This is a genomic window from Saccharopolyspora sp. NPDC045941 (assembly GCF_056431445.1).
In genome coordinates this window covers 1-13,570 of record NZ_JBWKKU010000088.1, presented here as the reverse complement: position 1 = coordinate 13,570, position 13,570 = coordinate 1, and the positions used below count along the sequence as shown (strand labels likewise).

Below are 13,570 nucleotides of genomic sequence, written 5' to 3'. Positions count from 1 at the left end.
CGTGCATGGTTAGTGATCTTGGACTGAGATGATCTCCGTGTGGGTCGTGCTGGGGTGTTGTCGAGTCGTCGGGTGACAGGGTTATCCGGGAAGATCATCGCCGAGTTGGTGGCGGAGGTGGGCCCGGTGTGGCAGGCCCGCCAGGATGCTCGGTTGTCTGACCGTCCGCGACGGCGGGCACCGGGCGCGGGGGCGAAGTACAAGCTGGTGTTCGTGGATCGGCTGTTGGCCACGCTGGTGCATCTGCGGCATAGCAGCACGCATGATGTGCTGGCGGCGTGGTTCGGGGTCGACCGTTCGACGATCACACGGGCTATCAACGAAATCCGGCCGCTGTTAGCCGATCGCGGTTGCCGTGTGGAACAGGGGATTCGGCTGCGCACGGTCGCCGATGTGGTCGCCTACCTCGACAGCGTGCGGCAGACCGCACTGATGGACGCAACCGAGATCCGGGTGCGCCGGCCCACCGTCAAGCGGGCGGGCCAACATCAGTTCATCTCCGGCAAGTCCCGGCATGCCATGAAAGCGCTGATGATTACTGATGCGCAGGGACGTGTGTTGTTCTGCGGGGCCACGACCCGGGGCAGCACCGCTGACATCACCCAAGCCCGGCAGGCCGGTGTCACCGACTGGCTTGAGCACACCATGGCAGTCGAAATCCTTACCGACGCCGGCTACCAAGGCCTCGGTGCACAGACCTGCGGCCAGGTGCTCACCCCGACGTTGAAGCATCACAAAAAGCGATTGGAGCGTATGCCCGGCATAGGCGAACTCCGTGTAGCACAACGGAAATCCCACGCCAGACGGCGAGTGCGAGTGGAACATGGCATTGCCCATCTGAAAAACTGGCGCAGCCTGGCTTGCCATCTCGGGCGCCGGGAGAGCCTCGATGACACCGTTCGCGCAATCGCTGGGCTGCTGTCGGACCAACAACGCATCGACCGTCCACAACGCAAGCGACACATCGCCGCACTGACGGCCTCTGCGAGGTGAATCAAGACCGCACAATACCCCGATGCGCGCCATCACTAACCATGCACGAGGTCGCTAGGTGGGACTGGCGGCAGGCCAGTGAGTGCGAGTTGTCGGCTGGTTGTTTGGGCGATTTCGGGGCTTGGTTAGACGCCCGGGTTGATCACTTCGCTACGGGTGGAGTGTCGGAGGTGGCACCATGCGCGCTAGCCCCGGGAAGCGGGTTTCCGGGCTAGCTTCTGTCGGCTAGGCTGCAGTCTTTTGCGCGTCCTTCGGGCTCTGCGGCAAACGGTGTCCGAGGGGGCCTCTGCTCGGTATCGTCAGCATGTGAACTGGAAGCAAGCTTCAACAGGCGCCGAGTTGGAGACTCCTTTACTTCGCTGAGTACACTGGGAAGCGACCTCGAAGAATGAGCTTGAGCATGCCGCTGCCCCTGAACTTGACTGGGGGTCAAGGGGTCGCAGGTTCAAATCCTGTCAGCCCGACGTCTGTGACCAGCGGGTTCATCGGAAGGTGAACCCGCTGGTTTCGTTTTTGGCCCTGTTGTGGTCGCAATGTGGTCGCATTCGAGTTGATCCTTTCCTTGTGTGATCGTGAGTCAGGCGGCTTGGGCTGCGTTGAGTGTGGCGGCCATGGCGTCGACGGCTTGGTGGGCGGTGTGGCGTGCTAGGTGGCCGTAGATGTTGACGGTGACGGAGAGGGTTGAGTGGCGCATGGTTTTGGAGACGACGCCGAGTGGGACGTCGCTGGCGATCATGAGGGTGGCGGCGAGGTGCCGGAGGTCGTGGACGCGGATGCGGGGGACGCCGGCTGCGTCGGTGAGGTCGTGGAAGTGGCGGAGTACGTATTCGGGGCGTAGGGGTTGACCGTCGTCCCGGCAGAACACAAGCCCGTCGTGGTTGCGTGGGGTTCCGGCTGCGAGTCGTTGGGTGTGTTGGTGGGTGGCTTGTCGTTGTAGAGCGGTGGTGACCCGGGAGGAGAGTCCGATCCAGTCGAGGCTGGTTTTGGTTTTGGGTGTGGTGAACACGGGTGTCGTGTTGTTCACATTGGACAGTGTCTGGCGGACGTAGAGCACCCGGTCGTCGAGGTGGACGTCGTTCCAGTGCAGGGCGAGGGCTTCGCCTTTGCGCATGCCGGTGCCGATGAGGATTTCGTACAGCTCTGCCAGTGGATCGTTGATGTCGGCGCAGAACTGGAGGAAAGTGACGGCTTCGGTGGGCGTCCAGCAGATTCGTTTAGTGAAGGTGGCCGCATCCACCGTCTGGGAGATCCTCAAAGACGCCGGCATCGGTCCGGCACCCGAACGGAGTTTCAGCACGTGGGCCAACTTCCTGCGCTCCCAGGCTGACGCCCTGCTCGCCTGCGACTTCCTGGAAACGGTCACCCTGTCCGGGGCACGGATGTACATCTTCGCCATTATCGAGCACAGCAGTCGCCGGATCCGGGTCCTGGGAGCCACCTCGCACCCGACCGCTTCGTGGGTTGCCCAAGTCGCGAAGAATCTCGTCATGGACCTCGAGGACGCGGGCTGCCGAGCCCGGTTCCTGATCCGGGATCGCGACGGGAAGTTCCCTGAGCTGTTCGACGCAGTCTTCAACGACGCGGGCATCGACATTGTGCTCAGCGGCGTCCGGATGCCGAGGATGAACTCGATCGCGGAACGCTGGGTGCAGACCTGTCGGCGCGAGCTGCTGGACCGGACCTTGATCTGGAACCAGCGCCATCTGCTCCACGCCCTGCGCGAGTTCGAACAGTTCTACAACGGCCACCGGCCACACCAGGGCATCGCGAACGCAGCCCCGCTACGCCGGCTGCCCACGCCCATCGCCGATCCGGAAAGGATCGCCCGCCTCGACATACGCCGACACGAACGGCTCGGCGGCATCCTGCACGAGTACCAACATGCGGCGTGACCAGCATGGATGGGGTTTCCGGCAAGCGCAGTGTCACGCCGCGAAACCCACGTTCCTCACAGAGACAACGGCGCTACAGATAACGTAGCTGCGCCGGAAACGGTGCGTGCGTTGGAAGTCCAGTAGCGGCGCCCGAACATCGGCGGGCTCATCGGCCAACCACGGGCCGGGAGCCTCGCGGCCAGTGAGGAAAGGCGTCATATGCCGCCAGTTCGGGCCTCGCAGATCGTCCCCGACCGGAAGTGCGGTTGTCTGAAAACGGACAGGTTTGCTCTGCGGCATTGCCTTTCCGCGCCGGAACGAAGCAGAATCACGTAATCGTCGCTGACAGCGTTGTCGACGGGGCGGAGAACATTGAGTATTGAGCATTCTCGCCGATGGATTCTCCAGGCGTCTGGCACAGGTGGACTCGCGCTCGTGGCCGCCGGATTGGTGACGCCGATAGCCTGTGCACGGGCCGTGGCCGCGCGGCCGATCGTTTCGCAACGCCAGGGCGCCTCGGACGACGTGGCGGCAACTTACCTGAGGGTGTTGCTGCGGCACACGCGCTGGGCCGAGCGACAGTTCGACCCGGCTTCGGGAATCTACCCTGCCAAGGACTTCACGTTCGCCGTGGTTCTCGGCAACGCCGTCCTGCTGACTAGAGAGGGCTACGACGCGACGATCGCTGGGGTCGAGCGGGAGGTGCTGCACCGGCAAACCATTGACACGATCCGCCACTTCGCCGCATCGAACGTAATCGCCGGCGGCACCGAGTGGGGGCGCCGACTGTACTTCGACACGACGTTCCAGTCTTATTTCCAGCTCGCCGGGCGTCTACTCTGGAGCGATCTGGACGATGGTACTCGGGAGAACCTAGACAAGATCGCGATCGGCCAAGCGGTCTATACGGCGGGGTTGGGCTCAGGTGACGACCCGCTGTCGAGTGGCTGGACGCCGCTCGGATTGTCCGGGGGGCACGTCGGGGACACCAAGTTAGAGGAGATGGGCGTCTACGCTCAGGCACTGACCCCGGGAATCGCTTGGGCGCCGGATGATCCGCAAGCCGTGGCGTGGCGTGAGTGGTTTGGTAAGTGGAGCCGCAACGAGACGAGCCTGCCCGTCGCGGACCTGGCCAACCCGTGTGTGGTGGACGGCGTGCCGATCTCGGCCAACACCGCCGAGAACCTGTACGACACGTTCCTGGTCGAGAACCACGGTTCGTTCGGCCCGCACTATCAGGAGGAGCTGTGGCGCACCTCAGGGCGCAACGCGATGCATTTCCTGCTCGCAGGGCAGCCGCTGCCGGAGGTGCTCACCGCGCAGCCGAACGGCGAGCGGCTGTGGCACACTATGCTGCTGATGGCCAGCGACGCGGGCGAACCGTTGATGCCGATGGTGGCGGACCGCGAACATCTTTACGGTCGCGACGTCCTCCCGCTCGCCTTCCGCGCCCAAGTCCTCGGCGACCGTTACGCCGCACGCGCCGAGGTGCAGCTTGCCGAGCGGCTCGAGCCCTACCAGGCATACCCGCCGGCCGATCGCATCACGAAGTTCTCCGGTGAGCCGAAGTACGAGCCAGAGGCCCGCGCGGAAATCGCGATCAGCTACCTGCTGCACGAGTGGCGCGCGAGTCACGGTGGCCCGGTGCAGGCAGTGAGCCAGGCCGAGTTCGACGCGTACGCGATAGGCGTCAGCGATTTCGGTGAGGGGCCCGGATTGATGGCGCACCGAACGTCTTACGCGTGGACGGCGGCGGTGAGCAAGCCGGGCTTCGTCAAGTTCGCCTGGCAGCCCCATCACGACGACTGGCTGTTCGTCGTAAGCGGTGCGACGCCGATGCTCTTGCCGTCGACGGCGCTCAAGATACTGAAGCGGAACGCCGCGACGTGGACGAAGGTGCGGGACGGTTTCGACGCGACCGCAGCGGTGCTGAAATTCGACAACGGCTACGCCGGTTTTGCCACGCTGCCCTCGGGCGCCGCGGTATACGCGACGACCGGCTTGGCTTCGGGAGAGGGCGTCGTGTCGGTCTACAACCTCGACATGCCTGGCATTCCGGGATTGAACGGTAAACGCAGTTACCACACCGCCGAGGGGACCGTGACCGTCCCGGTCGCTCCCGGGTCCCCGCCCGGCGGCGGCCGGACCGACGAGGTCGCTTTCCCTGCGGTCACGGCACGCTACGTCCGGATGCTCGGCGTGCTACCGGATCCGGCGTACGGCTATTCGGTGTTGTCCTTCGAAGTGCGCGATGGCGCCGGCAGGACCGACCTTGCCCGCGCGGCTACCGCGTTCGCCTCGTCAGCGGCGCCAGGCAAGGAAGCGAAGTACGCGACCGACGGCGACGCGACCACGCGCTGGGCGGTCGCCACGGCCGATCGCCCGCGTACCGACAGCTGGCTCGCCGTCGATTTTGGCTCGGCACAGCGGTTCGACCGCGTCAAAATCGTGTGGGAGGCTGCGGCCGGACGGTACTACCGCATCGAGACCTCGCAGGACGGGGATACCTGGACCGCGGCGGCGACCTACCCGCGACCGGCGGTCAGCACCACCGGAGACTGGCTCAACGTCGATGGGCGTGCCGGGTTCGTCGTGACCGGTTCCCCGAACCCGATCATCGTGACCGGCGACCAGATCCTGCTCTCCGGCGGCAGCGCGGCACCCCTGCAAGTTGAATGTCACCCGGATCCGCGCACCCTGGCCACTGCGGCGACGGCACCGCGTCCGACGTCCAGTGCCGCCGCGGTGCGCACTTCCGTGGTCGACGGATACCTCGTCATGCTCAATCTGTCCGGCTCGGCGGTGCGCGGGACCGTCGCACTGCCCGACGCCGGGGGCACCGTCTCGCTCTACCGTGGCGTTCAGGTGATCACGAAGGCCGGCAGTGAACTCACGATGTCGTTGGCCGAAGCGGAAGGACGGGTCGAACCGGCTTGGTTTACCGTGCGCGCCGCCGCAGGGCCGCATCTGCCCGCCGGGCTACAGGCGACCGTCGCCGACGCCGCGACACTCCTGCTCACGGCACCCGCCGGACCGCCACTGCGCCTCCAGGTGCAGCCCGCCGGGGAGCCACCGCGCCACGTGGCGGTGCCGGGACGCCACACGGTGACGATCAAGGCCCGCAACACCCGACCCTACACACAGGATGATCTCGCCCTTGGGGCCACAACGTTCCCGACCGAACCGCTGCCCCCGGGGATGTCCGCACCGAGCGCAGCGGTCGACGGTGACGAGCGGACCTCCTGGCACCCGGGCCCCGACGGCCGGATGGTCGTCGACCTCGGCGCGGTCTGGCAACTCGGCGAGGTCGAACTGACATGGACCGACGGGCCGCCGCCCGCCGTCACCGTCGAAACGAGCACCGACGGGCGTGCGTACACGCCAGCGCCCCCACCGACCTCCCGCAGGAGCACGACAGTGCGCTTGGGAGGTGCCGCGCGCTACGTGGCGATCCGGGTACACGGCGGTCATGCCGGGGACGCCGAACTCACCAGGATGAAGGTGCGGCCAGCAGGGTTCGGTTGATCATGTGGTCGGCCTCGTCCGGGGTTAGTCGAGCTCCTGGACAAATCCGCGACATAGCGATACTCCACCACCCCAGTCAACAACAAGATCAATCAGGCCCCGGGACACCAGGCAGAAGATTGCGTCCATGATCGTCCGCTGGCATTGGGTCTCCCGGCGGCAACGAATTCCCCGCATGCAGCGCTGCGCCTCCGGGCTGGGTGGAGTCCCGGCTCGAACGCGCAGCGTGGCGGAGTTTTCAGGTTTTCAGCGCCGCCAGGTCCCGCGGCCGGTCGCCTGGCGTGCGGCGCTTCGGAAGAGCTGGGCCATTACAGGTTGTGCGAGAGCAGCCGGCTCAGCGTCTCGTCGACGTTCATCCACCGGTATTCGTCGCCGGGTGCGACTGCGTCGTAGGTGTCGTTCAGGAAGTCCGCAAGCTGCTCGGCGTTCACTTCGAAGGTGGCCTGCCCGGACGGCGCGCTCAACGCGATCACGACCAACCCCGAAGAGTCCAGGCGGGGGCGGATACGCACGTCGCCTTCGCCTGCCTCGGCGACCAGCCCGTCGGCCAGCAGGTCGCGGGCGATCACCCAATCCACCTCACCAGCTTTGCCGGCGTTGAACTTCATGCCGACCTCGTACGGGTTGCGGCTGTCGTACCGCAGTTCCACGCCGACCGGCGCGATCACTCCCGCCGGGGCTACCAGGTTGAAGACCATGGTGGCGAGCACCGTGCCGTGATCGTTTGCCATCATGTCCGCACTCCCAAGCATCGGCTTCTCATACCTTCTGAACGAAGCATCCTCGACGTGGGTTCATGCCTTCTTCACGATGTCTTCATGACCCTGGTTGATTTCATCCTGCACGAGTACAAATACGCCAAATGGCCTGCGCGGAGGACACTTCCGGCAAGGCAAGGTCAGCGCGGAGTCCTTGTCCAGCTGGAGGTCTTCGCCCCCAGGCGGTCGAAGCGATGAGCGGCAGCGCGCCGCCAGTGCGCCAGCGCCCAACAGGCGCTTCAACCCGCGGCCACGCTTCCGATTCGCTAGATTTCGCGCACGGTTTTCTTTTCCGGTATTCGACCGCACCACTGGAATCTCGACGGGCCCGTTGATCGGCTGGACGTGTTCGACTGCTGACGACGGATCAGTCGAACACCGGCCGCGGGCCCGAGACCGGCCGGGAATCTCAAGCTCCCTCCGACGAGGACGACATCCGCATCGACTCCTGGCGCTTCTCCAACCGCTCGGCGAAGTTCTCCCATGCTGCGGCGCACCGCCTGGCAGTGTTCACCACGCTGCGGACGTCGGCGACGCACGCAACTACTACACCGAGGCCCACCAGCAGTACACCATGGCCGACGATCACGACAACGCCGACCGCGTGAACGCCGAGCGGGCCTTGCTCTGATCGTGCTGGCTACGTCGGTAGCCGCGGCCTCGGATTCACCAACCCGCGAGGAGCCGGTGAATCCGCACCTTGTAGCCGGCATCGTCCACCGCCCCTCGACCCCAGGGAGCCAGGCCATGATCGGGTCGCCGCCACAACGGAGTGGCGGCGACCCCTGACGACGCCGCATCCCGGATTCCACCGCAGGCGAATACTGCGGCCCGAAGACTGTTCCACAGTAGATTGTGTCCTGATTGAGGAGGATTTTTCCCAGTGGCCAAGACAAAACCGGCGCATGTGGGTGTGCGTCGGCGCCGAAGAGTGATCGAAACTGCCGTTATGACCTACCGTCATAAGAAGAACGGCAAGGAGATCACCGCGGTGGGCACCCAGCACTTCGCTGTCCAGTCCTACTACCGCCAGCTGCGTGGCATCATCGCGGAGCGCGAGGCACACGGCGCGATCGTGCACTGCGAAGGCCTGACGGCTGAATATCCTCCGGGAGTCGTACCCACTCCGGAGCAGGAAGAGATGCTCACAGAATGGGCTGCGCAGCCTGACCTGACAGTGGCGCGCTGGCGGGCACTGGGGTCGGATCTCGTCTCTCAACAGGAGGCGCTGCCACCCGACACCGCTTGGCGCCGCGTCGACGTCACCGCCGGCGAGGTCCACAACCTCGGCGCGCTCTCACTCGCACCCGGCCAAAGAGGCGTACCTTCAGGCCATCGCGGCGATGTCACCGATGCAGCGGAGACTCGAGCGCACCGCCGCGCTACTCAGTGGTACCACGGTGCCGACGGCCTCGTGACGGGGAACCCCGGTGGCAATACGTTGCACGAGTGGATGGTCGGGCACTGGCGCACCACACCCCGCCCATTTCACTGAGATCACCTCAGTAGTAAGTGTGAGCGGGCAAGATTTTCGTCACTCCAGTGCCGGTTCCAACTCGGCCGCTGGGGCACCGTTCTGATCTGTTCGGGTGAGATCGCCGTGCGAGGCGTGGTTTTAGTGGAAATACCGTATCGCTCCTTGAATCGATTCGGTAGCGTGCAGCGAGACTGACGGTTGCGTGCGGGGGGATCGATCGGCGGTTCGCCCCTTCGCAAGTTCTGAGGGAATCTGGTGGGTGCATTGCGTTTCTCTGGGGGACGGTCGGTAGGCCGCAAGCGCGACAAGTGGCCGCTGTGGTGGCTACGTCGAACAACAGCCGCATTCGTCGCTCTGTGTGTTGTGGGGTCTGGCAGCGTCGTTATCCCTGGTGCTGCGCCGACGGCGGCTGCGGATGACGGTGACGGACGACGTTTGGTGACCAGCACGTGGAACATGCAGGGGCAGCGAGATGGGATCGGCGGTTCGCCTCAGTCCCGATGGGCTGACGACATCCCGAACGTTCTCGGCAATGACGTGGACGTGCTGGCACTGCAGGAGGCGGGATCGGAAGAGCCCGCTGGTGCGAGATACACCAACCGTCGGTTCGGTGAGGATGGTCGTGGGATCGCCGAATTCGAGTATGAGATCGCTGGAAGGACCTACTACCTCTACTGGATGGACGTTGGTCAGCAGCGCAACAGCATGGCGATAGTCAGCCGGGTGAGAGTGGACGATGCGGTCCAGTTGGCGGTCCACAGCGACGTCAACTCGCGACCGATCATGGGCGTGCTTATTGGAACAACCTGGTTCTTCAATGCTCATGGCTACGCGGGCACATATCCTGGGTTTCAAGATGCCGGTGCCGATGTCGGGAGCATCGTCGACAGGGCGCGATCCTATGCTGCCAGTCGCATGCCCACTTCGCATTGGAGGGTGTTGGGCGACTTTAACATTGAGCCCACCAATGTTCCGCTCTCGCTTCAGCGATATATTGTCAGGACTGGAGAGCCCACTCATATCGGAAGAAGTGTGGACCGTGAGCTGGACTTCACCTTCTACAGCGATGCGACCCTCTGGAACTTCTTCTTCGGCCGCGGCAGGGCTATTTCTGATCATATCTCGATTCTGATAGTAATGTCGCTCTTGTGTGGTCGATCGGGCGAGGCTGCTGCGTCGAGCTCGGAAGGATGCGGAGGACTGACCCCCGGCTACAGCTACCGGCTCTTCTCGATCGGGAAAGACGGGTCGGAGCGGCAATTGGTGAGGACGGACAACAACACCGATGTTCCCCATTTTGCCCCGAGTCAAGGTGATTGGCCCGAGGAGTCGTTCCAAGTAGTGCTCGGGAAGAACTCGGGCACCTTCAAGCTCAAGATGGAGAAGGGCTGCCTCTATCGTGCGGGTCGCGTGTTGGTAGGCTTCGGTTCCTGCGACGTTGATGACAAGAGTTCAGACTGGTCGTTCAGCGACGGACACATTCTCGACCCGTACTCCAACGAGGCTGTGAGTCTCGGGCCCGCTCATGACGACGAGGTGTTTCTCGACACCGTCCGGATGACGCCCGGGGCGCATCCGTGGCGGTTCGAGAAGGTCGGGGACGGTCAGAACGAGCTGGAGATCCGGGCGATGCCGCTGGGCGATTCGATCACCGCCGGCCGGGAGAGTTCGGACAACAACGGCTATCGCGATGAGCTCAACGACGAGCTGAAGACCAGGTTCGGTCCGGATCAGGTGGACTTCGTCGGCTCGTCGCGGGCGGGGACGATGCCGGACCCGGACAACGAGGGCCATCCGGGCTGGCGCATTGACGAGATCGCGTCGATCGCCGACTGCACTGTTCCCCAGTACCAGCCGAACGTGATCACGCTGCATGCCGGGACCAACGATTTCGACCAGGAGTACAAGCTTTCCTCGGCTCCGCAGCGCATGAAGGACCTGATCGAGCAGGCGTTGGAGGATTCTCCGAAGGCCGCGGTGGTGGTCGCGAAGGTCATCCCGACCGCGAAGGCGGGCATGCAGCCGCGCATCGACGCCTTCAACGCGGAGCTACCGGGGATCGTGGCCGACTTCCAGAAGCGGGGCAAGCATGTCCTGCTGGTGGACACCGATGACGTCGAGGTCGACGATGGCCTGCAGACCGACTCGCACCCCAACGACCACGGTTACGCCAAGCTCGGCGGGGACTTCTACGACGGTGTTGTGGAGGCCGCTGACCGGGGATGGATCGAGAAGCCCAACCCGAACCGGGAGCCGACCAAGTGCGAATCGCCTGACCCGGGTGACGGTGACGACGGCATCGGTCCGGGCTGGCGTGCGTTGGGCGTGGTGGCTCCGGGTATGGATCATCCGGATGGGCGTACCGATCTCGCGGACTTCGACGGTGATGGCCGGGACGACTACGTGCGGATCAACGAGGCGTCGCAGACGTTGCGCATCGCGTTGAACCGCCCGGGCGACGCGCCCGGCAACCCGCGTTGGGTGGAGGTGAAGACCGATCCCCCGGACGCTTTCGACCAGGCGTGGCATCCGGGCTGGGACGTTCACTTCGCTGACCTGGACGGGGATCGGGACGACGATTTCGTCCAGACCCCGCCCGGCGGGTCCAGCGAGGAGGCTTCGATCGCTCTCAACATGGGTGTGCACGATGGGAAGATCACGTGGTTCGGCCCCGGTGGGGTCGACCTGGCACTCGACGACGTTCCGCCGGAGGCCATCCGGTTCGCGGACGTCAACGGCGATGGCCGCGATGACTACCTGCGGGTCGGCGAGGACGGGTCCGTGCACGCCTACTACAACCTCTTGACCGACGACGGCCGGCGCTGGGAGGAACACCGGAACTGGGCGCCCGGCGTTCCCTATGGATCCCGGGAGAAGCTGCGGCTGGCCGACGTCAACGGTGACCGCAAGGCCGATTACCTCATGGTCGGCCCCAAGGGGGCCGTGCACGCCTACATCAACAACGGCGGACGGGGCGAGGGCGGCTTCACCGAACACCGGTACTTCGCCAACGAGACCGGGTATTCCCGCGACGAATCGACCTTCCGCGACATCAGCGGTGACGGCAAGTCCGACTACGTCGTCGTCTACGACGGCGGATCCGTCCGCTGCTGGCTCAACCGGGGTGGAAACGTCTAGGGCTTCGTCCTGTGATCGATCCCCGGGACGGTGCGCGGGTGGGTTCGCCTGCCCGCGCACGGGGCCGATTGTCCTTGGCAGCCCGCGTCTATCCGATCTCCGCGGTCGTTGCTGTGGTCGAGCACGGTGAGCGTTGTTGATCTCTGGGAGTGAGGCTTTGGGAGGATTTTGGGAGGATGGATGTGCGTTGAACTGCACTTAACCGTATGTAGGTAGCGGGAACGGTGCGGTCGCAACCTGCTGATTCTCGATTTTCGCAGGTCAGGGCGCTGTAGCTGTCTACCTTGACACGGTAGTGCTCTTCCGGCTGGTCGTTACAGCGTTCATGCGGCATGGGCGGCCGTAGTTGGGGCGCACGCGTACCGCGATTGCCGTATCTTCTCGGCTGTCCTGACCGTGTCAGTGGGCTCTGGGAAGCTTGGTGCATGTCGATCGATGGTCAGGCTCGGAATCGTGCCAGCCGTCTGTCTCGTTTCCTTGATGCTCTCCTGCCTCATCGTGGCTTTGTTGAAGATGCCTGGATGGAAGTGGTGGCCGAAGCGATTGTTCCAGAGTGCGGCGTGCTCGAGGGGCGGGGGGAGATTGGTCGTGCGTTGGAGCTGCGGATTGGGCTCGATCTCGGCCAGCGGCCCGAACCGTCGCGTTTGCTGACATATCTTCCGCCAGATCGGTACTCGGAGTTGCTGGCGGCTGCGGGTTTTGAGCCCAATCGAGTAGGAAGGCTCTCGAGCAGCGGTTCCAGTGACCCAGTCTTGCTGGACTGGAGAGCCGCAGCTCGGCCACAGTCTTCAGACGGCCATACAGAGCATCGTGCACTCGCGACGTGCTTGGATCTGATGGAAGTGGACGGACTGGCCCATAACCATCCAGATTGGACTGTCGACAAACGACGGTCTTGGTTTACGGCGGTCACTGAGGAAGGGGCGCTAAGTGATCATCCTGAGATGAGGGATGAACTGGGCGTGGCGTGGGCGCGGTATGTCGAGCAGGGGCGCGCAGCGTTTCATGCGCTGGGGGAGCGGGCCATCATCGCGCCCGAGCTTGCTGGAGGCTTTGGTATCGCAGATCTGGTGGTTGGCCACACGCTGGTGGACGTCAAACTCATCAGGAAACCCAGGCCGCCAGTCGACCGGTGGTTGCGGCAGCTTCTCGGCTACCTGCTCCTGGACTGGGATAATGCGCTGCACCTGGAGAACTTGGCGGTATATGCGGGTTGTCAGGGGCGGATGCTGACATGTTCGGTGGATCAGTTGTTAGAAGCAGCAAGCCCAGGACTGACCCCAAGCTTGACGTCGCTGCGGGACGAGTTCCGCACATACCTACGCAGTGACTTTGACTCGTTCACAAGGCGGAAACACCGGCGGCCCAACCCTTTCTAGAACAGAGAACTGAGTATGTGTAGCTGTATGGTCAATCCTGTGTGATGGGGTGCGTGAGTCGGTCCTTCGGGATACCTCGGCGGCGGATGATAGCGTTCATTGCGGTCGAGTATGGGCCATCGATCAGGAATAGACCGAACAGGTCTTCCAGCTCATCCCACGCGTTGTTGAGGTAGCCGGTGCCTCGTTCGTAGGGGTGTAGCCAGATCCAGTCCAGCTGCCAACGGTCGGGCTTCGAAAATCCTGCTGCCCCAGAGGCAATCGGAAACGTTGTGTGGAACTTACTTGTAAGCAGGAGGATACCGTGCTGCCGATGGTCGTTGGACTCGAAGAGGAATAGTCAAGACCTGTGGGTCAAGATTGTTTAGGCGGCGGTGGGTGGGGCGTGGTCGTCGGGGCGTTCGACGAGTTTGCCGCCCTCGAAGC

8 protein-coding genes are annotated in these 13,570 nt (G+C 64.1%); 6 read left to right on the top strand and 2 right to left on the bottom strand.

Going from position 1 to position 13,570, the window contains the following annotated elements; translation table 11 throughout:
• The first annotated feature begins 72 nt into the window (after nt 1-72).
• Complete coding sequence (locus AC07FN_RS41280; protein ID WP_478400575.1) at nt 73-993, top strand: transposase family protein; 921 nt, start codon at nt 73-75, stop codon at nt 991-993.
• 577 nt (nt 994-1,570) lie between these two features.
• On the opposite strand, the gene AC07FN_RS41275 is transcribed toward AC07FN_RS41280, so the two are convergent.
• Nucleotides 1,571-2,230 carry a site-specific integrase gene (locus tag AC07FN_RS41275; RefSeq protein WP_478400574.1) on the bottom strand — a complete coding sequence of 220 codons (660 nt, stop codon included), beginning with the start codon at nt 2,228-2,230 and terminating at the stop codon, nt 1,571-1,573.
• Between AC07FN_RS41275 and AC07FN_RS41270 the strand changes: the two genes are divergently transcribed.
• Both AC07FN_RS41270 and AC07FN_RS41265 read left to right on the top strand, forming a co-directional pair.
• On the top strand, nt 2,217-2,885 hold the full coding sequence (locus tag AC07FN_RS41270; RefSeq protein ID WP_478400573.1) for an integrase core domain-containing protein: 669 nt from the start codon (nt 2,217-2,219) through the stop codon (nt 2,883-2,885). The two genes, AC07FN_RS41275 and AC07FN_RS41270, sit on opposite strands and share 14 nt — an antisense overlap.
• Nucleotides 2,886-3,302: 417 nt before the next feature.
• Complete coding sequence (locus AC07FN_RS41265) at nt 3,303-6,392, top strand: discoidin domain-containing protein (protein ID WP_478400572.1); 3,090 nt, start codon at nt 3,303-3,305, stop codon at nt 6,390-6,392.
• 308 nt (nt 6,393-6,700) lie between these two features.
• On the opposite strand, the gene AC07FN_RS41260 is transcribed toward AC07FN_RS41265, so the two are convergent.
• A complete protein-coding gene (locus AC07FN_RS41260) occupies nt 6,701-7,126 on the bottom strand; it encodes an SsgA family sporulation/cell division regulator (RefSeq protein ID WP_132494068.1) in 426 nt (141 codons plus the stop codon).
• A gap of 907 nt (nt 7,127-8,033) precedes the next feature.
• Between AC07FN_RS41260 and AC07FN_RS41255 the strand changes: the two genes are divergently transcribed.
• The 3 genes from AC07FN_RS41255 to AC07FN_RS41245 all read left to right on the top strand — a co-directional run bounded on the left by AC07FN_RS41255 (nt 8,034) and on the right by AC07FN_RS41245 (nt 13,144).
• Entirely contained in the window at nt 8,034-8,645 is a 612-nt protein-coding gene (locus AC07FN_RS41255) for a hypothetical protein (RefSeq protein ID WP_478400571.1), read from the top strand.
• 420 nt (nt 8,646-9,065) lie between these two features.
• Entirely contained in the window at nt 9,066-11,765 is a 2,700-nt protein-coding gene (locus AC07FN_RS41250; protein ID WP_478400570.1) for a GDSL-type esterase/lipase family protein, read from the top strand.
• A 425-nt stretch (nt 11,766-12,190) separates the two neighbouring features.
• On the top strand, nt 12,191-13,144 hold the full coding sequence (locus AC07FN_RS41245; protein WP_478400569.1) for a hypothetical protein: 954 nt from the start codon (nt 12,191-12,193) through the stop codon (nt 13,142-13,144).
• Nucleotides 13,145-13,570: the final 426 nt, after the last annotated feature.